Raw genomic sequence first — 25,477 nt, forward strand, 5'->3', positions numbered from 1 at the left:
GAAAATTTAAAAAATCAATATTTAAAATTCAAAATTCCAACAAATTTTTTACCTCACCTTCGGAGAGGTCAAGATTATTGTTTTCTATAATCTTGGGTGAGGACAAAGGTATTAATTACTATATATCTTATCGTATAAATCTTTATATATTTCTTTTATAACGGCTCGTTTCATTTTCATGGTAGGTGTTAAGTGCCCACCATCAATACTCCAAACATCGGGAGTGAGTTCAAAACGTTTAATTTGTTCCCATTTACCAAAGTTTTTATTGCATTTATCTATGTCTTTTTGAATACGTTGAATAACTTCAGGATTCTTAATGATTTCTTGATCACTATTGCCGATGGTTGCATTTTTTCTTTTAGCCCATTCTTTTATAAAATCAAAATTAGGTTGGATTAAGGCAGCTGGCATTTTTTCGCCTTCACCAATCACCATTATTTGTTCTATAAATTGAGATTCTTTTAAAATATTTTCTAATAGTGTTGGTATAACGTACTTACCTCCAGAGGTCTTGAACATTTCTTTTTTACGTCCAGTAATTTTTAAGAAACCTTCACTATCTATCTCACCCTTATCTCCCGTATGGAAACAATCTCCAGTCATAACACTCTTTGTTTTTTCAGGATCTTTATAATAACCCATCATCACATTGGGGCCTTTAATCAATATTTCGCCATCTTCAGCAATAGTTACTTCAACATTTCTAATAGGTTTACCAACGGCACCAATTTTAAACATTTTGTCTTTATACATATTAACAGCAACTACAGGAGAAGTTTCTGTAAGGCCATAACCTTCCATAACATACATTCCTGCCGCACAAAATATTCTTGCTAATCTCGGATTTAAAGCGGCACTACCAGAAACCATTGTGCCTAAGTTACCTCCTAAGGCTTCTTGCCATTTACTGAAAATTAATTTTCTAGCAATTTTAAGTTTAAATTCATACCACCAGCCATTTACCTCGTAGGGCTCAAATTTTTCACCAATTTCAACTGCCCAATAAAACAAGGCTTTTTTTATGCCTGTTAATTCTCCTCCTTTGGCATATATTTTATCATATAATTTTTCTAATAAACGAGGCACAACACTCATCATATGAGGTTGAACTTCCTTAATATTATCACCAATTTTATCTAAACCTTCAGCATAATAGACTGTACAACCAGCATATTGATATAAATAAATTAATAATCTTTCAAAAATATGACAAATAGGTAAAAAGCTCAAAATTCGGGTCTCACCGTCAATTAAAGGTAATCTAGGGTCGCTATCTAAGGCATTGCTAACAATGTTTTTATGCGAAAGCATAACTCCCTTGGGTTTTCCAGTTGTTCCAGATGTATATATAATGGTAGCCAAATCGGTATATAATACTTCACTTTTTCGTTGATCTAATTCGGGTTGGTTATCTAAATCTTTACCCAACTCAAACAGTTCAGAATAATGTTTACATCCTTCGATTTGATCATAACAAAAGACTTCTTTTAAACTGGTTTTACTTTTGATAGCATTGACTTTAGCTAGCACTTCACTATCAGAAACAAAACAATATATGGATTCACTATGGTTTAATACATATTCATAATCTTCCGCAGATATAGTGGGGTAAATTGGAATGTTTTGAGCACCTGTTTGCAAAACACCTATATCAGTAATATTCCATTCCGTTCGATTCGTAGAAGATATTATTGCAATTTTATCGTTCTTTTTAACTCCTAATTTAAGTAAGGCTCTACTTAATGCATTCGCTTTATCTAAATATTCTTTTGTGGATGTTTTTACCCATTCTCCATCATATTTAGTTACCAATGCGGCGTCTAAATTGTATTTCTCCAATTGATAGTAGGGGAAATCAAATAATCTCGTAATTTCTATGGGCATATTTTTGTAATTTGGTAATGCAAAGTATAAAAATTAAAAGGAATATACAAGCGAAAAACAGTGTTTAATATGATCGTAATTATATTAATTTTTAGATGATGAAATTTATACATTCCCTATTGCAACTAGTAAAATGTATTGATTATCTTTGTGCCGATTTAAAAAAAATAGAATAAATGAAGATTTCTTATAATTGGTTACAACAATTCTTAAAGATTGATTTAGAGGTAGAAAAGGTTGGTGAAATTTTAACCGATTTAGGCTTGGAAGTAGAGGGTATTGAAAAAGTAGAATCTATAAAAGGAAGTTTAGAGGGGATTGTAGTAGGAGAGGTATTGACTTGCGAAAAGCATCCTAATGCAGATCGATTAAAAGTGACTACAGTAGACTTGGGCAATGGAGAGCCATTACAAATTGTGTGTGGAGCTCCTAATGTAGACGCTGGTCAAAAAGTACCAGTAGCAACTGTTGGCACCACATTATATGATAATGAAGGTAACGGATTTAAAATTAAAAAAGGAAATATAAGAGGTGAAGCTAGTCACGGAATGATTTGTGCTGAGGATGAGTTAGGACTGGGTGAAGGTCATGATGGAATTTTAGTCTTAGATAAAAAAGTTAAAGCAGGTACGCCTGCTGCTGAATTATTTGAAATATCGACAGATTATGTTTTTGAAATAGGGTTAACTCCCAATAGATCTGATGCAATGAGTCATTTTGGAGTAGCACGTGATTTAAAAGCGGGTTTACTGCAACTAAATATTGATGAAGAATTAATAACTCCTTCAGTAAGTAATTTTGATGTTGACATCCGTTCCTTAAAAATACAGGTTGACGTTGCTAATAAAAAGCAAGTGCCCCGTTACGCAGGAGTAACAATTACAGGGATTAAAGTGGAAGACTCTCCTAAATGGATGCAAGATAAATTAAAGGCAATTGGCGTAAACCCAATTAATAATATTGTTGATATTACCAATTATGTGTTACATGAGTTGGGACAACCGTTGCATGCTTTTGATGCATCGAAAATAAATGGAAATAAAATTATTGTAAAAAATTTACCAAAAGATACGGAGTTTGTAACCTTAGATGGAGAAACGCGAAAATTACATAAAGATGATATTATGATTTGCGATGGCGATTCAAATCCTTTATGTATTGCAGGTGTTTATGGTGGTTTAGATTCTGGAGTAAGCAAAAACACAACCGCTATCTTTTTAGAAAGTGCTTATTTTGATGCTGTTTCTATTCGTAAAACAGCTAAAAGATTTGGTTTAAATACGGATGCTTCATTCCGTTTTGAAAGAGGGATTGATCCAAATATTACTGATTATGCATTGAAAAGAGCTGCTTTGTTAATTGAAGAAATAGCTGGAGGAGAAATTTCTTCTGACCTAATTGATATTTACCCAGATAAAATAGAAGATCATCAAGTGCGATTTTCATTTGATAATGCAGAAAAACTGATTGGAGAAAGGTTAAAACCAGATACCATTAAAAATATCTTAGCTTCATTAGATATTAAAATTAACAATCAAACCGATTCAGGATTAGGATTAACAATACCTTCATACCGAGTTGATGTTACTAGAGAGGCAGATATTATTGAAGAAATTTTAAGAGTTTATGGCTATAATAATGTCAAAACTTCACCGAAGTTGAATACTTCAATTTCATATGTTCCTAATCCAGATGCTAATAAATTACAGAATTTAATTAGCAATCAACTGGCTAGTCAAGGATTTTATGAAATGATGGCCAATTCATTAACTAGTCCTGATTATGTTGAATTTTCAGAACAAATAGACTCGAAGCATAATGTAACGATGCTTAATCCCTTAAGTGCTGATTTATCCGTGTTAAGACAGACCTTACTTTTTAGTGGTTTGGAAGCTGTAGCCTATAATATCAACAGAAAAAGTAGTGACATTAAATTGTTTGAATTTGGAAATACCTATCATAAATTTGATGGTAAATATGAAGAACAAAAACATTTTTCCCTTTTAATATCAGGAAATAGGAATGATAATAATTGGTTGCTTAAAACAAAAAAATCTGATTTCTTTTATGGAAAAGGAATCGTTCAAAATGTTTTAGAAAGAGTTGGTCTTAGCTCATATAAATCGCTACCACTTGAAAATGATTTCTTTTCAGAAGGCATATCATTACAGGTTGGAAAAGAAACGCTTGTAGATTTTGGTGTGGTTAAATCGACCATTACCAAGCAATTTGGAATTAAGCAAGAAGTACTTTACGCAGACTTTAATTGGGATGCGATGCTTCAATTTATAAAAAACAAAACACTAAAAGTTAGTGGTTTAACTAAGTTTCCATCGGTTAAAAGAGATTTCTCATTATTATTGGATAAGAAAGTGACTTTTAATGAAGTGTATCAATTGGCATTTCAAACAGATAGAAAAATATTAAAATCTGTCGATTTATTTGATGTGTATGAAGGTGATAAATTGCCAGAAGGTAAAAAATCTTATGCCGTGAGTTTTATATTACAAGATGATAAACAGACGTTAACAGACAATCAAATTGACGGTGTGATGAATAAGTTACAACAAACATTTGAAACCAAATTAAAAGCAGAATTAAGAGCGTAAACAATGTATAAACTCATCAGAAAAGTACTGTTTTTATTTGATCCTGAAAAAGTCCACTATTTTACATTTTCTCTTATAAAAAATGGTTTTAAAATTCCTTTTATAAAAGCCATAGTTAAAGGTAAATTTAAAGTTGAAGACAAAAAGTTAGAACGTAATTTATTTGGACTAACGTTTAGAAATCCAGTAGGTTTAGCAGCAGGAATGGATAAAAATGCCTTTTTATTTGATGAGCTTTCCTATTATGGATTCGGATTTGTGGAAATTGGTACCGTAACACCAAAGCCACAACCAGGAAATCCTAAAAAACGCTTATTTCGACTTAAAGAAGATGGTGGTATTATTAATAGAATGGGGTTTAATAATGAAGGTGTAGATGCTGCTGTAGAACGATTAAAGAATAAAAAAACAGATGTTATTATAGGTGGTAATATTGGTAAAAATAAGATTACGCCTAATGAAAACGCTATTGATGATTATATCATCTGTTTTAATAAACTTTTTGAAGTAGTTGACTATTTCGTGGTCAATGTGAGCTCACCCAATACTCCTAATTTAAGAGACTTACAAGAAAAAGAGCCTTTAACAAAATTGTTAAATACCTTACAAGAAGAAAATAATAAGAAAGCCACTAGAAAACCAATTTTATTAAAAATTGCTCCCGATTTAACGGATACCCAATTACTTGATATTATTGATATTATTGAAACTACAAAAATTGATGGTGTAATTGCTACAAATACTACAATTTCTAGAGAAGGTTTACAATCTGAAAATAAAAATGAAACAGGAGGTTTAAGTGGTAAGCCGTTAACTAACCGTTCTACAGAAGTGATTCGATTTTTAGCTGATAAATCTAATAAAGCATTTCCTATAATTGGTGTTGGAGGAATTCATTCTGCGGAAGACGCCCTTGAAAAAATTGAAGCCGGTGCAGATTTAGTGCAAGTCTATACAGGTTTTATCTATGAAGGTCCTGCATTGGTAAAGCGAATTAATAAGTTATTAATAAAGCAATAAAATAAGTTCTCTTATTTTTTTAGCACCGCTTTTAGGGTGAAGAAAGGGTAATACGGATATAAAGTCAATGCTAATAAAACGATAAAAGGGGAGTTTGAAAACTTGTAATTTAAAACCCTTTTTAGAATATAATATCTTGGGACTTAATTAGTCAAACCCACGGCCATCCTCCTTCGTCATATGTCACCTCTCTTTGCCTAAAGCAAGGAGCTGTTCTCATTGACATTTATTATAAATTGATAAGTAGCAATTTTCAAGTATGGGTAAAAAATAGTGTCTTTTAAACGCTTAAGAAATAGTATCACTGTAATAGTCAAAGTCCTTCCTTTTTGGGAAGGATTTAGGATGGATTTTTCTTTTCAATCCATTTTCTAGCATTCACAAATGCTTCTAGCCAGGGAGAAACTTCATCTTTTCTTCCTTCAGGATAATTAGCCCAATTCCATTGAAAAGTCGAACGTTCTATATGTGGCATCGTTACTAAGTGACGACCACTGGTATCGCACAACATGGCAGTGTTGAAATCAGAACCATTAGGGTTATGGGGATATTCAGCATAACCATATTTGGCGACAACATCATAATTGTCTTCGGACATTGGTAAGTTAAATTTACCTTCACCGTGACTAATCCAAACACCTAAAGTACTTCCTGCTAAAGAAGATAGCATTATTGAATTATTTTCTTGAATATATACTGAAGTAAATGAACTTTCGTGTTTATGAGAGTCGTTATGTTTCATTTTTCCATGGTTAGTATGATCGGGGTTGATAACTTCCAATTCCATAAATAACTGACAACCATTGCAAATTCCAACAGATAAAGTGTCTTCTCTTGCAAAGAAATCGTTGATTACCTTATTGGCTTTTTCGTTGTATTTAATGGCACCTGCCCAACCTTTAGCAGAACCCAACACATCCGAATTACTAAATCCGCCAACAGCTCCCAAAAATTGAATATCTTCTAAATTTTCACGACCAGAAATTAGATCGGTCATGTGAACATCTTTTACATCAAATCCTGCCAAATACATGGCATTTGCCATTTCTCGTTCAGAGTTACTACCTTTTTCACGGAGAATAGCAGCTTTAGGTCTCTCCCGAATATCTCGGGACGCTCGACCTGACAACCCTGTTATATCTTTCAGCTTACCCGTAAAGTGTTTTGGAAAAACGTAGGCTAACGGTTGATTTTTATAATTATCAAATCTATCTTGAGCTAAATTATTTGCTGTTTGATGCTTATCTAATAAATACGAAGTTTTAAACCAAACATCTCTTAACTCAGAAACATTCAACACTAAATCTTCATGTTGATTCTTTATGGAAAGTGTTTCGTTAGAAGTTACTTTTCCTATCCTATAAAATTCAATATTAGCATCAGTTAATATTTTTTCAACTGAATTATCTTCAGCTTGAAAAACAATTCCTGCATTTTCAGAAAACAATAGTTTGGAAGTGTCTTTTTCATTAATTGCCGATACGTCTATGGTCGCTCCTAAGCTTATATCTGCAAAACACATTTCTAATAGTGTCGTTATCAATCCACCAGATGCAACATCATGTCCGGCAACAATCTTGTCATTTTTAATTAGCTTTTGAATGGTATTAAAAATTGTTGCAAACTGCTTCGCATCTTTTATTGAAGGAGCTTTGCTACCCACTTTATTCAATGTTTGAGCAAATGAACTTCCTCCTAATTCGTGACTTTCCTGTGAAAGATTGATATAATAAATAGATCCTTTATTGGCTTGTAACACAGGTTCTACAACTTTGGTAATATCATTACAATGACCAGCTGCCGAAATAATTACAGTACCTGGAGCGATTACTTCTTCATTAGGATATTTTTGTTTCATTGACAAGGAATCTTTCCCTGTAGGTACATTTATACCCAGTTCAATGGCGAATTCTGAAATAGCTTCAACAGCTTCATATAAACGAGCATCTTCACCTTCATTTCTACAAGGCCACATCCAGTTTGCTGAAAGTGAAATACTCTTAAGTCCCTCTTCAAGTGGTGCCCAAATAATATTTGTTAACGCCTCAGCAATTGAATTTCTACTTCCGGCAATAGGGTCAATTAAACCTGAAATAGGGGAGTGCCCTATACTAGTCGCAATTCCTTCCTTACCTTTATAGTCTAACGCCATTACCGCACAATTGTTAAGTGGTAATTGTAACGGGCCAACACATTGTTGCTTGGCAACTTTACCACCTACACATCGGTCTACTTTATTTGTCAACCAGTCTTTACAGGCAACAGCTTCTAATTGTAATACGCGTTTAAGGTAGTCTGTAAATTTATCATTATCATATACCAATTCTTCATAATTTCGTTGAATGGTTACATCATTCATTATCGTTTTTGGAGAGCTGCCAAACATATCTTCCAACGCTAAGTCCATTGGCTTTTCACCAGTTGTTTTTGACTCAAAGGTAAAACGATTATCCCCTGTAACATCACCAACAGTATAAATAGGAGAACGCTCACGTTCTGCAATTCGTTGTAAATTTTCTAAATGTTTTTCACCAATAACCAATCCCATTCTTTCTTGAGATTCATTCCCGATTATTTCTTTGGCGGATAGTGTCGGATCTCCAATAGGAAGCTTATCTAAATCAATTTTTCCACCGGTATCTTCCACCAATTCAGAAAGACAATTCAGATGACCACCCGCTCCATGATCGTGAATAGAAACAATATGATTTATATCGCTTTCTACCATACCACGAATGGCGTTTGCCGCTCTTTTTTGCATTTCAGGATTTGAACGTTGTACAGCATTCAATTCAATACCACTTTCAAAGGCACCAGTATCTGCAGAAGATACTGCAGCACCACCCATTCCAATTCTATAATTATCACCACCTAAAAGGACAATTTTATCACCAGTTTTTGGGGTGTCTTTTAAGGCTTGCTCTGCCTTTCCATATCCGATACCACCAGCTTGCATGATCACTTTGTCGTAACCTAATTTTCTAGAATGCTCTCCATGTTCAAAAGTTAAAACAGATCCACAAATTAAGGGTTGGCCGAATTTATTACCAAAATCAGAAGCACCATTTGATGCTTTAATTAAAATATCAATAGGCGTTTGATATAACCATGGACGTGCAGGCATCGCATCTTCCCAAGGCTTGTCTTGATTCGAGTCAACCGAATCTTGCTCTAATCGAGAATACGAAGTCATATATACTGCTGTTCCCGCTAAAGGTAAAGATCCTTTTCCACCTGCTAGTCTATCACGAATCTCACCACCGGAACCTGTTGCTGCACCGTTGAAAGGCTCTACAGTTGTTGGGAAATTATGTGTTTCTGCTTTTAACGATAAAACGGAATTGTAATCTTTAACTTCATAAAAGTCAGGCTTATCAGCTGTTTTTGGAGCAAATTGCTCCACTTTTGGACCTTTAATAAAAGCCACATTGTCTTTGTATGCTGAAACAATATCGTTAGGATGTATTTCAGAAGTTTTTTTAATCAATTTGAATAAAGAAGATGGTTTTTCCTTACCATCAATAACAAAAGAGCCATTGAAAATTTTATGACGACAATGTTCACTATTTACTTGTGAGAATCCGAAAACCTCAGAATCTGTTAGTTTTCTCCCAGATTCTTTATATAATTTTGCAGATAGATTTTCTAGGTATTCTACTTCGTCATCACTTAACGAAAGCCCTTCTTGTTGATTATATTCTGCGATGTTTTCAATTTCTAAAACGGCTTCTGGTTGTATGTGAACATCAAAAATCTCTTGATTTAATATTATATATTTTTGAAGAAGCATAGGGTCAAAATCTGCAAATACTTCATTTGAAGCGATGAATTCTTCTATTCTTAGAATCCCCTCAATACCCATATTTTGAGTTATTTCAACAGCATTGGTACTCCAAGGTGTTATCATTGCAGCACGCGGTCCAACAAAATAAGCGTCAATAGTTGCTTGTTGTAGCATGGTTTTATTACCAAATAACCAAGTAAGTTTATTAATGGAATCTGTTGTTAAATTGTTTGCGGTTTGTACTGCGAATACTTTGGTGTGTGACTCTCCAAAAAAATAGATCATTGCTTTGATTTTGTGAGCAGTAAAAATACATATTTAGATGGTTAAGGATGTGTCAAAAGAAACAAAAATGACAAATGTTTTTAACAAGGTTTTGTTAGTATCTCTAGGTTTCTATAATTGTAGGGTAAGGGGAATGTATTAATTTTGTAAGGGTAAAATATAACCCAACATGAAAAAAATATTTGTAACCCTACTTTTTATATTACCTATTTTAGCTTACACTCAAAAGAAACCTCATAGTTATAAGATTACTTACGACAACATTTCAAATGGAAAAAAGAGTGATAGAACCACCAGTATAGATTATCAAAATCAAATCGTTTTTTTATCTAATGCTGATGACAAAATTCAACAATTTATTAATTTTAATACCAGTGAAGTTGTAAGTACGATAACTTATAATGACCAACTCTATAAACAAGTAACTCTTTTTGATAGCCTTCCAAAACCGATTTTTGAAGATAAGCCAGAAACTATTTTAGGTTTTAAATGTAAATATGCCAAGTATAATTATTTTTCTAATTCCATAGAAGTATGGTTTACGGAAGATGCAAAAGTGAAGGGGTCACCAAGCCCTATGTTTTTACCCAATAAAAATGCGTTGGTATTAAAAATAACAAGAAATGGGAATCGTACTTCACTAGCGAGTGCTATAGATAAAATTAAAAAAGCTGAACCGCGTCAATATACTGCTGATAATGCATTGGAGGTTACTGCCGCCGAATTTGAAGAGATTAAAATCAATTCAAGGTTTACTAAAGTTACTATTTTTGATAATGAAACGGTCAATTTTGATGGTTCTTTAAAAGCTCCTGATACCAATACTATTGAGCTTAATAAAACCTATCATTTAAGTGTAGGCTCTGTAATTGTAAAAAAGATTAAACTAACCCCTGAATTAAAAAAGAGTGGAAATGTATTTGCGAAATTACAGTGCCGTTCTAATGGTGATGCCTATGACCGGACAGGTTCGGTCTTTATTGTCCCAGTAGATGAAAATAGTTCTGTGATGGATGCATATTTAAAAGGGTTAGATCAATTACCAGTTTATACCGATAATACAGGACAGAAATACCAAGGAATTATTAAAGAAGGAAATTATAATCCACCCATTGAAATCATGCGATTTTTTACATCGTTTGGAGCGAATCATTTTAATGACAAGCGGGTTATTAACAATTACGATTGGGCAGATGATGTTCGCTATAAGCAAGAGGTAACATCTTTAATCCCAACAGATGTTGATGAAATTTGGGTAGGTGTTTTTGTTGGTAATTATGATAAAGGAGGACATAAAGTGAGTCTTGAACTTAATTTTTATCCATCATTCGGTGGCAATGATACTGTGGATGTGAAATATATCGAGCCTTTATTCTCTACGGTTAATACATTAGAAATGTCAGGTCAGAATTATGGAAGATTATTTAAAACGGATACACTTACTGTTGATTTTGAAATCCCTAAAAATATAGAAGACTTACAGATGCTATATACTTCCACAGGTCATGGAGGATGGGGTGCTGGAGACGAATTTGTTCCGAAAATGAATAAAATATTTATTGATGGTAAAGAAGTATTTACGATAGTGCCTTGGCGGACAGATTGTGCTACGTATCGATTTTCGAATCCCGCCTCAGGTAATTTTGGAAATGGATTGTCTTCTAGCGATTTGAGTCGTTCTAATTGGTGCCCTGGTACACTAACACCTCCTTATTTAATTCCGCTAAAAGATTTAGAACCAGGAAAACATATTATTCAAGTTGTAATTGATCAGGGTAACGATGAAGGTAGTAGTTTTAGCCATTGGGGAGTTACTGGAGTTTTGGTTGGTGAAAAGAGAATTGATAACTAATTTGTGATATGACAAATGTCGATTTATTGTTTGTCTTATGAACTTTAGGTAATTAAGTTTTTTAAATAGTAATACTTGGAGAGCAAGTTGCTCTTTTTAATAACATATACTCACCATTGTTCTTAAACTCTCGTATAGAAGTGCCTGCATACCTTTTAAATGTTTTGGAAAGGTGACTAACATCTGTAAATCCTAGTTCGTCCGCTATTTGCGTTAATGTAAAATCTGAATTTAATAAACGGATTTCAACCAATTTAAGTTTGGCTTTTAGTATATATTCTCGCAAAGGCATGTGGACTTGTTTCTTGAAAAATTCACTGACATAAGTTGGAGACATCATAAAGACATCTGCTAAGTTTTCGACTTTTAACAACGCTGTTTTATCGATGTTTTCGTTAATATAGGTTAGCATTTTTGTTATTCTATCGTCTGAGTTGTTGTTTGGCATTTCAAAATAACTGCTCTTCTTTATGTTTCTAATCAATAATTCTAAGATGCTTGTCATTAAGCTAGTTATTAGGTTTATAGATTCGTTACCATAACTTCGAGATTCTTCTAAAATCATAGAAATTAAGTTTTTCAAATGATTTCGGTCTACATCATTTTTAATAATGTCACCAGGCAATTGATTATAGTTAGATAAGATATAAGAGGCTTCTTTAAACCATTCGTTTCTATCAATAGTAATTCTGTTTATATTTTTAAAAAATGAATCCGTAAACTTTAGAAATACAAATTTTGTAGGTTTTTCGATGTTGAACGAATGACATTTTAATGGAGGCAATAAAAAGATACTGCCTTTGTTGTAACGGACATCATTATAGTTAATGCATTGCGATCCTTCACCATTTTTTATTAAAACCAATTCGAAAAAATTGTTTTTAACAGGCCGTTGTTTCCATTCTGTCAGTTCGATTTCTTGTATTTCAAAAGGTTTATATGCTTCAATTACTTGCATTTTGATGTGTATTAGTAATAATTTGATGCGAAATTAGATAAAAAAGAAATATGAAAGCAAAAAATTGTGATTGAAACCTTTAAATGTACATTATTATCCATTTTTAGTACATTAAAAGATTGGGGAGTCCGTATAGTTTTGCATTATAATTAAACCAATTCAAAACAATAGTATGGAAAAATCATATTTAACAATAGTGGCTAGGATTTTAGTAAAAGAAGAACACAGAGAATTTGTGAAAGCTGAATTACTAAAATTATTAGAGGTAACTAGAGTAGAGGAAGGTAATATTAGTTATGATCTTCAACAAGATAATGGGAATCCAAACTTCTTTTTATTCCATGAAAAATGGATTAATCGTGAGTTATGGCAAAAACATATGGGTAATAAGCATTTAGCTCATTATTTAAAAGTTACAGAGGGTAAGGTAAACGAGTTCATTTTAAATGAAATGACCGAAATAATAAACTAGGTTTAAAAAGCATAAATAGTGAAATCGTTAGGGATTAAGATTTAAATTCTAATCCCTATTTTTGTTTAAAATTAAACTTGATGCTAAAATACATTCAGAAACATTCTATATTATCCATTTCTGTTGGTATTATTTTTAGCTGTACTTTATTGGTGTTTTTTGCTACGGAAGCTAGTTATAATGCTATAGAAATTGCCTCATTATGGGTACGAAATTATTTTGGATATTTTTATCTTTATTTGGGTTTAGGTTTAGTTTTGTCTCTATTAGTTATCGCATTTTCTCGTTATGGAAATATTAGACTAGGTAAGCCAACTTCTAAACCAGAACATTCACTTTGGGCTTGGACTGCTATGTTATATAGTGCAGGAATGGGATCTGGTATTTTGTTACGTGCAGTACAAGAGCCTGTTTTTATGCAACAAAATCCACCTTATACTTCTAATTTACCAGCAGATACTTTACACTAGAATTTACCTTTTATCAATGGGGGCTAACGGCTTGGGCTTTTTATGGACTATTTGCAATGATCATTGGCTATGGTTTATACATTAGAAAAAAGAAAGTGAGTATTAGTGCCACCATTGAAGATCATATAAAAAGCAAAATTGTAAGAAAAGGAGTTGATGTCATCACCATTATAACGACTGTTTTTGGATTAATTGCTGCAATAGGTTTAGGAACCACCCAAATTAATGGTGGTATTAATCATATTACAGATGCGAATTTTGGATTAATGACAACTATTTTACTGTGCGTGCTTATTTGTACTGTTGCTTGTTATTCTGCATGGCAAGGTGTAAACAAGGGGATTAAAATATTTTCTAAATTAAATATTATAATCACTCTTGCTATTTTAATTTTTGTCTTTGTTACTAGTGATATGAGTGCTATTCTTGCCTCATTTGCTACGGCCACCTTTTATTATATTATAGATTTTATACCGATGAGCTTGGCTATAGGATCTTATAACCCAGGAACGGAATTTTTAACAGACTGGACTTTCTATTATTGGGCATTTTGGTTGTCTTGGGCACCTTTTACAGGTATATTTATTGCTCGTATTTCTAAAGGTCGTACCATACGTCAGTTGCTATTAGGTGTTTTAATTATTCCTTCTCTGGGTACATTTTTTTGGTTTTCTGTTTTTGGCACATCCGCATTTAATTTGATTGATGAATGGGGTGTCTATAACAGCCAATTTAGTAATGTATTCTCTTCTATTTTTGTTTTTTTTGAACACTATCCTTTTGCTACATTTTTAAATATAACGTCAGCGTTTTTATTAATTAGTTTTTTAATAACGTCTGTAGATTCTGCTGTATTCGTGTTAAGTATGTTTACAGATAATGGTTCTAAAAACCCAAGTAAAACCCATCGGGTAGTTTGGTCTATTTTTATTCTCTTAGCCACAATTGCTTTGGTGTTATTGGGTAATTTTAAAACAGATATTAATGTTTTGGAGGCTGTACAACGTCTGTTAATTATAACCTCATTACCCTTTGCTTTTTTTATTATAATAATGCTCAGTTATTTTATAATAGGCTTGAGAAAAACAACAAAGGATTAAGAATATTTTAGTTCTTTTAAAATAATTAACGAATTTAGATTCTTCCAAAATGAATTTATTTAGTCAAATGGACTTATTTTCTTCAGATGAAATTCTTAAAACGGAGTTTGATTTACCTGGTGCTGATGTAACTTTATTTGAAAATTTCTTTACTACTGACGAAAGCAATAGGCTTTATGATAGTTTGTTAAATAATACAGTTTGGGAGCAAGATCAGATGATTATTTACGGCAAACAAGTCAATTTACCACGGTTAACGGCTTGGTATGGCGATACAAAAACAGATGTGTCTTATACAGATAAGAGAAGTAAAATGCATGCTTGGAATGCTGATTTATTATTTATTAAAAACCGAATAGAGCAGGAGGTAGATATAAAATTTACACGCTGTTTACTCAATTATTACAGAGATGGAAAAGACAGTGTAGATTGGCACCAAGATTATGAAGGTGAACAACGTAAAAACACAGTTATTGCTTCAGTGACTTATGGTGAAACAAGACCTTTTCAGTTAAAACATGCTACACGTAAGGATTTGAAACGTATTGATATTCCACTAGCTCACGGAAGTTTATTGTTGATGCAAGGTGCTACACAAGACAATTGGAAGCACAAAATACCAAAAACAGCAAAGAAAATTAAACCAAGAATCAATTTGACTTTTAGATGGATAACGTAATAATGGAGTTTGTATTATTCAAGGATTATGTTATCCTTTTTGGTATAAAATATTGTTTTTATTGACGTGAATACACTTATGTCATATTAATTTACGGTTTAAATGATTAAAAACCTTTATTTATACCAATATCACCTTTTTTTATACACTTTTAATAATGTATGTGGTTTTACATTTGTACAAAATTAAGAACCAATTTATTAAAACATATAAAATGAAGATACCAAACATTGCAAAAGTAGAGATATTAAATGCATTTAATTTTAGACATGCTACTAAAGAGTTTGATGTTACCAAAAAGGTTTCAGATGAAGACATGAATTTCATCTTAAAAACAGCAAATTTATCGCCAAGTTCATTTGGTTTCGAACCTTGGCATTTTATAGTAGTTCAAGACAAGGAGTTACGTGAATTATTAAAACCTGTAGCTTGGGGAGCACCTTTAAAATTAGATACGGCAAGTCATTTTGTATTGGGTTTAAGTATGAAAGCACCGATGGTAAAACATGATGCAGATTATATTATGCACATGATGAAGGATGTTAAACAATTACCAGCCGATGTAATTGAAATGTATTCTAAATTCTATAGGGAATTTCAAGAAAATGATTTCGATTTAGATACAGACAAAAAATTATTCGATTGGTCTGCCAAACAAACCTACATCGCTTTAGGTAATATGTTAACAGCTTCAGCTTTAATAGGTATTGATTCTTGTCCGATTGAAGGATTTCATCAAGAAAAAGCCGAAGCCTTATTAAAAGAAAAATTTGATATAGATACAGATAAATATGGTTTATCATTTATGGCTGCTTTTGGTTATAGAAAAACAGATCCAGAATTTGGAAAATCAAGAAGAAACTTTGAAGATATAGTTACGTTTAAGTAAACACTTCCATCTAAAAAATACAATAAAAATGAAAGCAATAGGGTATAAAGAGAATCTTCCAATTGAAGATGAAAACTCATTACAAGACATAGAATTAAACACACCAAAAGCTACTGGAAAAGACATTTTAGTAGAAATAAAAGCTATTTCTGTAAATCCAGCAGATTATAAAGTGCGTGCAGGAATGCCAGTAGAAGGTGACGAATGGAAAGTTATCGGATGGGATGCAACTGGTATTGTAAAAGAAGTAGGCGAAGAGGTTACACTTTTTAAGGTTGGCGATGAAGTTTGGTATGCTGGTGATTTTACACGCCAAGGAAGTTATGCTCAATACCAAATTGTAGACGAACGTATTGTTGGCAAGAAACCAACAAGTTTATCTTTTCCAGAAGCTGCTGCTTTACCATTAACATCACTTACAGCTTACGAAATGTTGTTTGATAGATTACAAGTTTCAAAAGACGATGCAAGTAAATCTATTTTAGTAATTGGTGCGGCCGGAGGCGTAGGGTCTATTTTAGTACAACTGGCCAAAAAGCTAACGAAATTGAATATAATAGGTACGGCTTCTCGAGAAGAAACGACCAATTGGTTAAAAGAATTTGGTGCAGATACCGTTATAAATCACAGAAATAAATTAAGTGAGGAATTTGAGAAGTACAATCTTCCTGCTCCTGAATATGTAGTAAGTTTAAACGCTACAGAGCATCATGTGGATGAGATTGTAAAGTTGATAAAACCTCAAGGTAAATTCGGTTTTATTGATGATCCAAAAGTGTTAAATGTGATGCCTTTTAAAGGAAAAGCAGTTTCAACACATATAGAATTGATGTTTACACGATCTATGTTTCAAACGGAAGATATGATTGAACAACACAACATTTTGAACAAAGTTTCAGAATTAATTGACAAAGGAACTATAAAAACCACTTTAGGTGAGAATTTCGGAATTATTAATGCTGAAAATCTTCGTAGAGCTCATGCATTCTTAGAAACAGGTAAAGCAAAAGGTAAAATAGTTTTAGAAGGTTTTTAATTTTATTAGGAAGTAATACATAAAAAATCAATTGTCACTTCGAGTGTTTTTATTGAAATGCAATGAAAATAAAAATGTATCGAGAAGCTTATTAGCTCTAATATTTCTAAATAAAAAATTCTGAAAAAGAAGTTCACACGAACTGACTCAAATAAATAATGCAAAAAATGAATTTCAAATCAATTATAGCGGCATTAGCGGTCACTACACTATTTGTAGGTAATACGGTAAATGCACAAGTAACAACCAAAGATTCTGTAGCAATTTCAAAAGTGCAACATTTCAATTTTGATAAAATGGAATCAGAAACTATTGGTGAGGGGATAAAGCGTAAGTGGTTTCATGGTGAAAAAGGTCAAATGACCATTTTTAATTTAGAAAAAGGAGCACATATTCCTTGGCACCAGCATCCTAATGAGCAGATTACATATATTATGTCTGGTAAAGTAAAAATCAAGACCATTATAGACGGAAAAGAACAATTTGTAGAAGTTGGAGCAGGAGAAGTGATTGTGTTTCCAGAAAATGTACCTCACGAGTTTTGGGCTCTAGAAGAAACGGTTGATTTAGATGTTCACGTTCCTGTGCGTGAAGATTGGTTAAGCAAAGAATTACCAGCGTATTTAAAAAAGAGTAAATAAAACTTTAAATAGAACGTCACTTCGAGTGAATTTTGAGGTACGAGAAATTAGTATCGAGAAGTTTGGGTTAAGTAAAAGTTCTTGATACAAAATTTTAAATAACGAATGTCACTCGAACTGACGACACAATTAAATTCAAAATGAAAATCATTAATATCACATTTATTATCATCACAACAGTTATGTCAATACAAGCACAAAACACAATAACTGAAGCAGAGGTTTTTGCCACTACAGATCAAGCTGTTGGTAATATTACGTTTACTAATACTGGAGATTTAGTGTATAGTCATCATCCCTTTTTCTCACCAGATAATAGAGTAATGCTTATGAATGCTAAAACAAAAATAAGCCAACCGTTTCCTAATAAAGCTTGGAATACACCAAGAACTACCGACGATAATTATTTAAGTAATGTTTTAGGCATTAGAAACGATAAAAACGGAATTGTTTGGATGTTAGATATGGCACAACGTAATAATGTAACACCCAAAATAGTGGGTTGGAACACAAAAACCAATCAATTAGAGCGTATTTATTATTTGCCAAAACCTGTAGTACCTGAGCATGCTCAACCAAATGATATGGTTGTAGATACTAAAAACGGTTATTTTATAATAGCAGATGAAGGTATTGGCAATGGAGGAGATGGAACCAGTGGTGCATTTATTATTGTGGATATGAAAACGGGTAAAGCACGTCGATTATTAGAAGGTACGCGTACAACGTTGCCAGAAAATACACCAACGGTAATTAACGGAAAACATTTAGCGGTTAATGGTGTTGATTTATTAGTGGGTAATGACGGAATTACCGCTGATGCTAATTTCGAATACATTTATTATGGTCCGTTAAACGGAACTAAAATCTACAGAATTAAAACCATTGATTTAGTAAATGAGAACTTTACAGAAACAGAATTAGATGGTAGAATTGAAATGTATTCAGAGAAACCAAACAATGGAGGAATGAGTATTGATACGGAAGGGAATATTTATCTCACCGCTTTAGAATCGAATAGCGTAGCTGTTGTTTTAGCAAAAGATAAAAGTGTAAAAACGATGATAAAAGACCCTAATATGGTTTGGCCAGATGGTGTAAGTTATAATCATGTAGATGGTTATATGTATGTTTCTGCAGCACAAGTAAATAGAGGAGCCGTATTTAATGAAGGTAAAGATCTCTCTACAAAACCATTTTATATTTTCAGGTTTAAACCTATAGTAGAAGGCGTTTCTTTTAGATAAAACCGAGTTAAATACTTAATGACTTTACATCATCGGTTGCAAGTGGCCAACTTTCGGATAGCCGCCTGTTTTGGGGATTAATTTGGTGAAATTCCTACGATGAATATCTGGCAATGGATATCATTTAAGAAAATAACAGGGAATTGTTTCAGAAAGCCTTTCAATATATTAGTAATAACTTATTGAAGGTTTTACATTTGCACACTCAAGAAAAAGATATTATGCAACAGCCCCTATTTGAAATACAGGAAAAAAAGACGGACAAAGAACTTTACAGCTACCAGCAAGGTGCTATTAATCAAATATTTGAAAAGTTCGATAATGAAAGAGATGATTACCACCTCTTATATCAATTACCTACTGGTGGGGGAAAGACCGTAATTTTCTCTGAGATGGTACGGCAATACCTTAAAAATCACTCAAAAAAGGTCTTGGTCATGACACACCGTGTAGAGCTCTGTAACCAGACTTCTAAAATGCTCACCAGTTTTGGAGTGGTCAATAAAGTAGTCAATAGCAAAGCCAATTTAGATGACCATGAACGCTACAATTGTTATGTGGCCATGGTGGAAACGCTAAATAATAGGCTTAACGACGGTATATTGAATATCTCGGACGTTGGTTTAGTCATTGTAGATGAGGCTCATTATAATTCGTTTACAAAACTGTTCAAATTTTTCGAAAACTCATTTATTCTTGGGGTTACTGCTACGCCCTTAAGTTCCAATAAGGAGTTGCCCATGAATAGCAACTACGATGAGCTGATTCCTGGCGAATCCATAGAAAATTTAATTGAAAACGACTTTTTGGCGAGAGCCGAAACGCACCAGTATGACATGGGACTGACTTCTTTGGAGATAGGTTCCAATGGGGATTATACAGTTAAATCTTCTTCGGACCTGTATACGAGTCCGTCCATGTTAAATAAATTACTGGAAGCTTATATAATACATTCCAAGGAAAAAAAAACATTGATATTTAACAATGGTATAGATACCTCAATCCAGGTATACCATACCTTTAACAATGCAGGGTTACCCATTATGCATTTGGACAATACCGCTACCAAAAAACAACGAAAACAAATTTTAAAGTGGTTTCATGAAACTCCAGACGCCATACTAACATCTGTAAGTATACTGACGACTGGTTTTGATGAACCCACTATCGATACCATTATTTTAAACAGGGCCACAAAGTCCTTGACCTTGTACTACCAAATGATTGGTAGGGGCTCTCGGGTGTTGAACAACAAATCTAAATTTACCGTTATAGATCTTGGCAATAATATCTATCGTTTTGGTCCTTGGGGTGCAGATCTAAACTGGGAGGCCATTTTTAAATTCCCGAATTATTACATAGACCGTATTAAGGACGATGAAGATATTGAAAGTGCCTTTAAACATGAGTTGGCCGATGACATTCGGTCAGAGTTTTCAAAATCCAAGGACACTTACTTGGATATTAATGCTTTATATAAGGATACCACCTTTTCCGGAGAATCCTCTAAAGTGGTTTTGGAAAAATCCATTGAACAACATGGCTATATCTGTATAGAAAACAGTGAAGATGTGTATGATGCCCTTACGTTGGCAAAATTACTTAAAGAAGACATTGATAATAGGATAAAAGTTTATGGCAAGTGTATAAGTAAAAGCACCAATAATTTTATAAGTTGGCTAAAACTGGATTATCAAAAAAAGCTTAACACCTATCTTCGTGAAAATTTTGATGCCGTTTTTGAACAAATTCATGGTCATCCACCGGAAGATTAACAGAGTCTTATAATCCAGAAATTAGATTGTATTTTTGTTTATTTAACGCTACTTAAAATAGGGTAAAAGTGTAGTCGAGGTTTTGGCAAAAGACCGTAGTATACACAAGATGATCATTTAATTTTGCCCGATGGTGTAAGTAATAACCACACAGATGGTCATATGTATGTATCCGCCACGTAAGTAGACAGGGGTGCCACTTTAATGATAGGCAAAGCGTAGCGACGAAACCATGTTGTATATGCAGTTTTATAACTAGTGTAGAAGGTGTAAATCATTTAGCTTTAAACTTAAGGTTCAATACGATGAATATGGACGTTACTTTAGAGCGAATTGCAAAAAAGGTATTGCCAGAATTTCATACCAAGGTTCAAAAAAAAATAAGAAAATGTAAGTATGTATATAGTCGACAACTAAAAAGACCTTTCGACTATGCTCAAAGTGACATTAGAATAAAACAAATAAAAATCATGTCTAAAGTAATAATAGTAACAGGAAGTACAGACGGAATAGGTAAAATTACGGCTTTAAATTTAGCGAAAAAAGGTCATACCGTATATGTACACGGAAGAAATGAAGCAAAAGTGCTTCAAGTAATTTCGGAAATTAAAGAGGCTTCAAATAATGAAAATATAGAAGGTTTTGTAGCTGATTTTTCAGATTTAGAATCCGTTATAAAAATGGCAGATAAAATTAAAAAGGAAATTCCTAAAATTGATATTTTAATCAATAATGCAGGTGTTTTTAAAAGTAAAGCAATAGAGAATAAAGATGGTTTAGATATGAGAATGGTGGTGAATTATTTAGCTCCTTATGTATTAACGAATGCTATTCTTTCGAACATAAAAAAATCGGAAGCACCACGAATTATCAATTTAAGTTCTGCAGCACAAGCACCAGTTTCAGAAGCTGTTTTAACAGGGAAAGAACAACAGTCCGAAAATTCAACCTACGCACAAAGTAAATTAGCATTAACGATGTGGAGTTTTAATTTAGCAAAACAAGAGCCAAATATTACAGTTATTGCCGTAAATCCCGGATCGTTGTTAAATACAAAAATGGCTAAAGAGGCGTATGGTCAACATTGGTCACCAGCGGAAAAAGGGAGCGATATTTTGGTTGATTTAGCATTGTCTGAAGACTATAAAAATGATTCAGGTAACTATTTTGACAATGATAAAGGTGAAGTTAAAGGACATTTTTCTCCTGCACATCCAGATGCGTATGACGAAGGTAAAATCGAAAAGTTATTAAGTATTACCAACGGTTTACTATAAATAGTTCTTTAAGTTTTACCAATCTTTATTAGGCAGTATAGGTTTAAATAGATTTAGTTTATAACTCCGAGAGCAATAGCTCTCGGAGTTTTTTATTTTTAGGGGTTCTTATTTCTTTATTTTTCATATTTATAATTCAATGTGAGTATGTTGAAATTTACAATCAAAAAATAGATACTTTTGTTTTATAAATAAACACCACTATACGTGACATCAAATATTAAAAAGTATGGGTTTAAAGAAGGGGTGCCTCATGAGTTTGAGCTTTTAGACTTGGGCACGCATTATGCGAATCTTTTTGATGATTTAATTATACCACATAGAACAGATTTCTATCAGATTATTTGGTTTAAAAGTGGAATGCCAAAGCATATGGTAGATTTTCATCCTATAGAAATACAACCAAATTCTATCTTATTTGTCGATAAAAATAGTGTTCAATGTTATGATAGTAAAGAGCCTATAGACGGAGAAATACTTTTATTTACGGATAACTTTTTTTGTAAAACAGAATATGACACAAAGTTTTTAAGAAGTAGTATGCTTTTTAACGATTTATATGCTATTTCTAGTATTGAGGTGAAAAGTTTAACAGCTGTATTTGATAGCTTTATGAAGCTTATTAAAACGGAATTAGCTTCAGATGTAGATAACTATCAGTCAGATATTCTTAGAAATTATCTTCAGAACTTATTACTGTTGTCTGAGAGAGAAAGACAAAATCAAAATAGTACACAAATAAATAAAGGGTCAGATTTAGAATGTGTAATTAAGTTTAGAGATTTTTTAGACAAACAGTTTCAAACACAAAAATCGGTTAGTAAATACGCAATTCAACTCAATGTTACGCAAAAGCGTTTAAGTAATGCTACCTTAAAAATAATGGATATTACACCAAAGCAAATGATAGATGCTAGGATAATATTAGAAGCTAAACGTTTGCTAGTCCATACTACAGATAGTGTAAAAGAAATTGGATATACGCTTGGTTTTGATGAACCTACAAATTTTGTGAAGTTTTTTAAAAAACATCAACATATTACACCAATAGAATTTAGAAATCGATTTTAATATTTTAAAATGGCGTAAAATTACCATTTATAGCTGCTTTTTTATCATAATATATTAATGGTCTTAGAGCAATTTTGCTTCATAGTTTAACAACAAAAAATGAAACAAATTAAGAGAAATGAAATTAGTAATTGATATATTAGGATGGTCAGGTTCTGGCTTTTTAATTCTTGCTTACGGACTAACACTTATTGAAAATAAAAAGTATTTTGATTATGCTAAGTACTTAAATCTTTTTGGAGCACTTTTAATTGCAATAAATTGTTATTATTATAATGCCATCCCTTCATTTGTGTCTAATTTAATATGGAGTATTATGGCAACTTTTACGTTATACAAAACGAAGCGAAAAGATCAAACTTTTAATAAAGAAAACGTGCATGGAAATCTTTATTTTTATCAACGTTTACAAATGCTAATGATGCGATTAAAATCAAGGGATTATTGAAGGTTTGTAAGTATTTAATGCATACAAAATTGTAATTTATGATGTATAAAAAAGGCAGCCAGTGGCTGCCTTTTTATGCTTTTAAAGTTCTTTTATTCATCAAATAAAATTCACCTTTAGTTTCTGCTGCCTGTAAACCCCATTCTATAATCAGTTCTAAAATGGGAACCATTAAGGGTGTTGTACAATAAATAAATAGAACATTCATAGGGGCTTAGCTGAAAGTAAACGAGATTTGAAATTTCGTAGTTTGGTTAAAAAATAGAAATAAATCCGGAAAAGTTTTTTTATTACTAACCGATTGTTTAGTTTTGCAGCGTAATTAGAAATAATGGCAAGGAAAAAAGAATATAGAGAAGATGAAGTTGTTGAAAAAGCAATGAAGCTTTTTTGGAAAAAAGGCTACGAAACAACATCAATGCAAATGCTTGAAAAAGAAATGGGCATTAATAAATTTTCTATCTATTCTAGTTTTGGTAATAAACACGGTCTCTTTCTTGAAAGTTTAAAGTGTTATAAAACGAAAGTTGGTGCTACGCTAGATAAATTAAAAAAAGCATCAAGTGGTGTAGAAGATATTAAACAATTTTTCTATGACTCTGTAAGTTCAAATTATAAAGCTGGAAATCAAAAAGGCTGTTTGGTAACCAATACGTATAATGAGTTTTCAGAAAACCAGGATCAATTAATTAAAGAGGAAATGGTTGCCTTTATGGATAATTTGAAAGCCTTATTTATTGAAAAATTAAGTATGGATGCTACAAAAAGTGAAGAGACGGTTCTTAAAGAAGCCAATTTTTTACTGTTAGCTAAACATGGCTTAGCGGCAGCAGCAAGAGTAAATACGCAAAAAGAAATAGAAGACTATATTGAGATGACATTTAAAAATATATAAGCCTTTTTTTTTGCACAATAACTAAACGATTGTTTAGAAAAAATAATAATAACAATAACAAAATAAAACAGAAATTATGACAACATTAAAAATTCACGACATTGAATCAGCTCCAGAAGGAAGCAAAACTTTATTAGAACAATCTTTGAAATCAAACGGAATGATTCCTGGGTTGCACGGTGTCTTAGCTGGAGCTCCAGGTATCTTAGAAGCGTATCAAACAATACACAAATTGTTTACAGAATCTTCATTTAATAATGATGAATTAACTGTAGTTTGGCAAACAATAAATGTGGAACATGCATGTCATTACTGTGTACCTGCACATACGGGAATAGCAAAAATGATGAAAGTAGATGACAGTATTACAGAAGCTTTACGTAACGAAGCACCTTTAGAAAGTGCAAAATTAGAAGCATTAAGAACAATGACGTTAACAATTGTTAGAAATCGTGGTCATGTATCTCAAGAAGAGTTAGCTACTTTTTATGCAGCAGGTTATGGAGAACAACAAGTGTTAGAAATTATATTAGGTTTATCTCAAAAAGTAATTAGTAATTACACGAATCATATTGCGAATACACCTGTAGATGCTCCTTTTCAAAAGTTTGCTTGGTCTAAAGATAATGTCGCATCTTAAGCTTTAAAAAGAAAAAATTAAATTGATAAATAATCCTTTCGTTTTTTTAGTCGGAAGGATTATTAATTTGTAAATTAAAAAAATACAATTATGATAAAAGTATCTGTAATGTATCCAAACAGTAAAGATGTAAAGTTTGATGTAGACTATTACAAAAACGATCATTTACCAATGGTTTCTAATAAAGTTGGCGATGCCTTAAAAGGGTTGGAGTTAGACTTAGGGGTAGCAAGTAGCGTTCTTGGCGAGGCTGCTCCATATGTTGCTATTGCACATTTACTATTTGATGATGTAGCTTCTTTTCAGTCTTCATTTGGTCCACATGCTGAATTTTTTGCGGCTGACTTAAAAAATTACAGTAATGTAAAAGGAGCATTACAAATTAGTGAATTGATAACATTTTAAAAAATGAAAGAAAAGTATTAGAGATTAAGATTAAAAG

The 25,477-nt window shown here is 32.5% G+C and carries 20 protein-coding genes and 1 pseudogene; 18 read left to right on the forward strand and 3 right to left on the reverse strand.

Features of this window, described 5'->3' with window-relative positions:
• Positions 1 to 111: 111 nt before the first annotated feature.
• The gene (locus D3P13_RS20700; protein WP_117885368.1) at positions 112 to 1,887 is read right to left on the reverse strand and encodes an AMP-dependent synthetase/ligase; all 1,776 of its coding nucleotides are present in this window, start codon (positions 1,885 to 1,887) and stop codon (positions 112 to 114) included.
• A gap of 176 nt (positions 1,888 to 2,063) precedes the next feature.
• Here D3P13_RS20700 and pheT point away from each other — a divergent pair, with 176 nt between their 5' ends.
• Both pheT and D3P13_RS20710 read left to right on the forward strand, forming a co-directional pair.
• The gene (pheT, locus tag D3P13_RS20705) at positions 2,064 to 4,496 is read left to right on the forward strand and encodes a phenylalanine--tRNA ligase subunit beta (RefSeq protein ID WP_117885370.1); all 2,433 of its coding nucleotides are present in this window, start codon (positions 2,064 to 2,066) and stop codon (positions 4,494 to 4,496) included.
• A gap of 3 nt (positions 4,497 to 4,499) precedes the next feature.
• Positions 4,500 to 5,516 carry a quinone-dependent dihydroorotate dehydrogenase gene (locus D3P13_RS20710; RefSeq protein WP_117885372.1) on the forward strand — a complete coding sequence of 339 codons (1,017 nt, stop codon included), beginning with the start codon at positions 4,500 to 4,502 and terminating at the stop codon, positions 5,514 to 5,516.
• A 340-nt stretch (positions 5,517 to 5,856) separates the two neighbouring features.
• On the opposite strand, the gene purL is transcribed toward D3P13_RS20710, so the two are convergent.
• Entirely contained in the window at positions 5,857 to 9,585 is a 3,729-nt protein-coding gene (gene purL, locus D3P13_RS20715; RefSeq protein ID WP_117885374.1) for a phosphoribosylformylglycinamidine synthase, read from the reverse strand.
• Positions 9,586 to 9,754: 169 nt separating this feature from the next.
• Here purL and D3P13_RS20720 point away from each other — a divergent pair, with 169 nt between their 5' ends.
• Entirely contained in the window at positions 9,755 to 11,437 is a 1,683-nt protein-coding gene (locus tag D3P13_RS20720) for a PNGase F N-terminal domain-containing protein (protein WP_117885376.1), read from the forward strand.
• Between the two features lie 61 nt (positions 11,438 to 11,498).
• Here the strand turns inward: D3P13_RS20720 and D3P13_RS20725 are convergent, their stop codons facing one another.
• Entirely contained in the window at positions 11,499 to 12,395 is an 897-nt protein-coding gene (locus D3P13_RS20725) for an AraC family transcriptional regulator (protein WP_117885378.1), read from the reverse strand.
• 172 nt (positions 12,396 to 12,567) lie between these two features.
• On the opposite strand from D3P13_RS20725, the gene D3P13_RS20730 reads away from it, so the two are divergent.
• The 15 genes and pseudogenes from D3P13_RS20730 to D3P13_RS20795 all read left to right on the forward strand — a co-directional run bounded on the left by D3P13_RS20730 (position 12,568) and on the right by D3P13_RS20795 (position 25,440).
• Positions 12,568 to 12,867, forward strand: coding sequence for a putative quinol monooxygenase (locus D3P13_RS20730; protein ID WP_117885380.1), 300 nt, complete (start codon positions 12,568 to 12,570; stop codon positions 12,865 to 12,867).
• Between the two features lie 80 nt (positions 12,868 to 12,947).
• Positions 12,948 to 13,337 (forward strand): BCCT family transporter, encoded by a 390-nt coding sequence (locus tag D3P13_RS22325; protein ID WP_262511834.1) that lies wholly within the window; start codon positions 12,948 to 12,950, stop codon positions 13,335 to 13,337.
• Between the two features lie 53 nt (positions 13,338 to 13,390).
• Positions 13,391 to 14,437 (forward strand): annotated as a pseudogene (locus D3P13_RS20735) (BCCT family transporter); the annotation flags it as partial.
• Between the two features lie 49 nt (positions 14,438 to 14,486).
• Positions 14,487 to 15,116, forward strand: coding sequence for an alpha-ketoglutarate-dependent dioxygenase AlkB family protein (locus D3P13_RS20740; RefSeq protein ID WP_117885382.1), 630 nt, complete (start codon positions 14,487 to 14,489; stop codon positions 15,114 to 15,116).
• Between the two features lie 214 nt (positions 15,117 to 15,330).
• Positions 15,331 to 16,005, forward strand: coding sequence for an NAD(P)H-dependent oxidoreductase (locus tag D3P13_RS20745; RefSeq protein ID WP_117885451.1), 675 nt, complete (start codon positions 15,331 to 15,333; stop codon positions 16,003 to 16,005).
• A 28-nt stretch (positions 16,006 to 16,033) separates the two neighbouring features.
• On the forward strand, positions 16,034 to 17,041 hold the full coding sequence (locus D3P13_RS20750) for a zinc-binding alcohol dehydrogenase family protein (RefSeq protein ID WP_117885383.1): 1,008 nt from the start codon (positions 16,034 to 16,036) through the stop codon (positions 17,039 to 17,041).
• 167 nt (positions 17,042 to 17,208) lie between these two features.
• Positions 17,209 to 17,682 (forward strand): cupin domain-containing protein, encoded by a 474-nt coding sequence (locus D3P13_RS20755; protein WP_117885453.1) that lies wholly within the window; start codon positions 17,209 to 17,211, stop codon positions 17,680 to 17,682.
• A 140-nt stretch (positions 17,683 to 17,822) separates the two neighbouring features.
• On the forward strand, positions 17,823 to 18,929 hold the full coding sequence (locus D3P13_RS20760; RefSeq protein WP_232829258.1) for a major royal jelly family protein: 1,107 nt from the start codon (positions 17,823 to 17,825) through the stop codon (positions 18,927 to 18,929).
• Positions 18,930 to 19,150: 221 nt separating this feature from the next.
• The gene (locus D3P13_RS20765) at positions 19,151 to 20,704 is read left to right on the forward strand and encodes a DEAD/DEAH box helicase (RefSeq protein WP_117885387.1); all 1,554 of its coding nucleotides are present in this window, start codon (positions 19,151 to 19,153) and stop codon (positions 20,702 to 20,704) included.
• 311 nt (positions 20,705 to 21,015) lie between these two features.
• Positions 21,016 to 21,981, forward strand: a complete 966-nt coding sequence (locus tag D3P13_RS20770) for an SDR family NAD(P)-dependent oxidoreductase (RefSeq protein WP_232829259.1) — start codon at positions 21,016 to 21,018, stop codon at positions 21,979 to 21,981.
• A 207-nt stretch (positions 21,982 to 22,188) separates the two neighbouring features.
• Entirely contained in the window at positions 22,189 to 23,052 is an 864-nt protein-coding gene (locus D3P13_RS20775) for a helix-turn-helix domain-containing protein (RefSeq protein WP_117885389.1), read from the forward strand.
• A 118-nt stretch (positions 23,053 to 23,170) separates the two neighbouring features.
• The gene (locus D3P13_RS20780; RefSeq protein WP_232829260.1) at positions 23,171 to 23,500 is read left to right on the forward strand and encodes a CBU_0592 family membrane protein; all 330 of its coding nucleotides are present in this window, start codon (positions 23,171 to 23,173) and stop codon (positions 23,498 to 23,500) included.
• Between the two features lie 331 nt (positions 23,501 to 23,831).
• Positions 23,832 to 24,395: a TetR/AcrR family transcriptional regulator gene (locus tag D3P13_RS20785; RefSeq protein WP_117885391.1), complete on the forward strand. Its 564-nt coding sequence runs from the start codon at positions 23,832 to 23,834 to the stop codon at positions 24,393 to 24,395.
• 76 nt (positions 24,396 to 24,471) lie between these two features.
• On the forward strand, positions 24,472 to 25,035 hold the full coding sequence (locus D3P13_RS20790) for a carboxymuconolactone decarboxylase family protein (RefSeq protein WP_117885393.1): 564 nt from the start codon (positions 24,472 to 24,474) through the stop codon (positions 25,033 to 25,035).
• Between the two features lie 90 nt (positions 25,036 to 25,125).
• Positions 25,126 to 25,440 carry an EthD family reductase gene (locus tag D3P13_RS20795; protein ID WP_117885395.1) on the forward strand — a complete coding sequence of 105 codons (315 nt, stop codon included), beginning with the start codon at positions 25,126 to 25,128 and terminating at the stop codon, positions 25,438 to 25,440.
• The last annotated feature ends 37 nt before the right edge of the window (positions 25,441 to 25,477 follow it).

Source organism: Aureibaculum luteum (genome assembly GCF_003449015.1).
Classification (GTDB): Bacteria; Bacteroidota; Bacteroidia; order Flavobacteriales; family Flavobacteriaceae; genus Aureibaculum; species Aureibaculum luteum.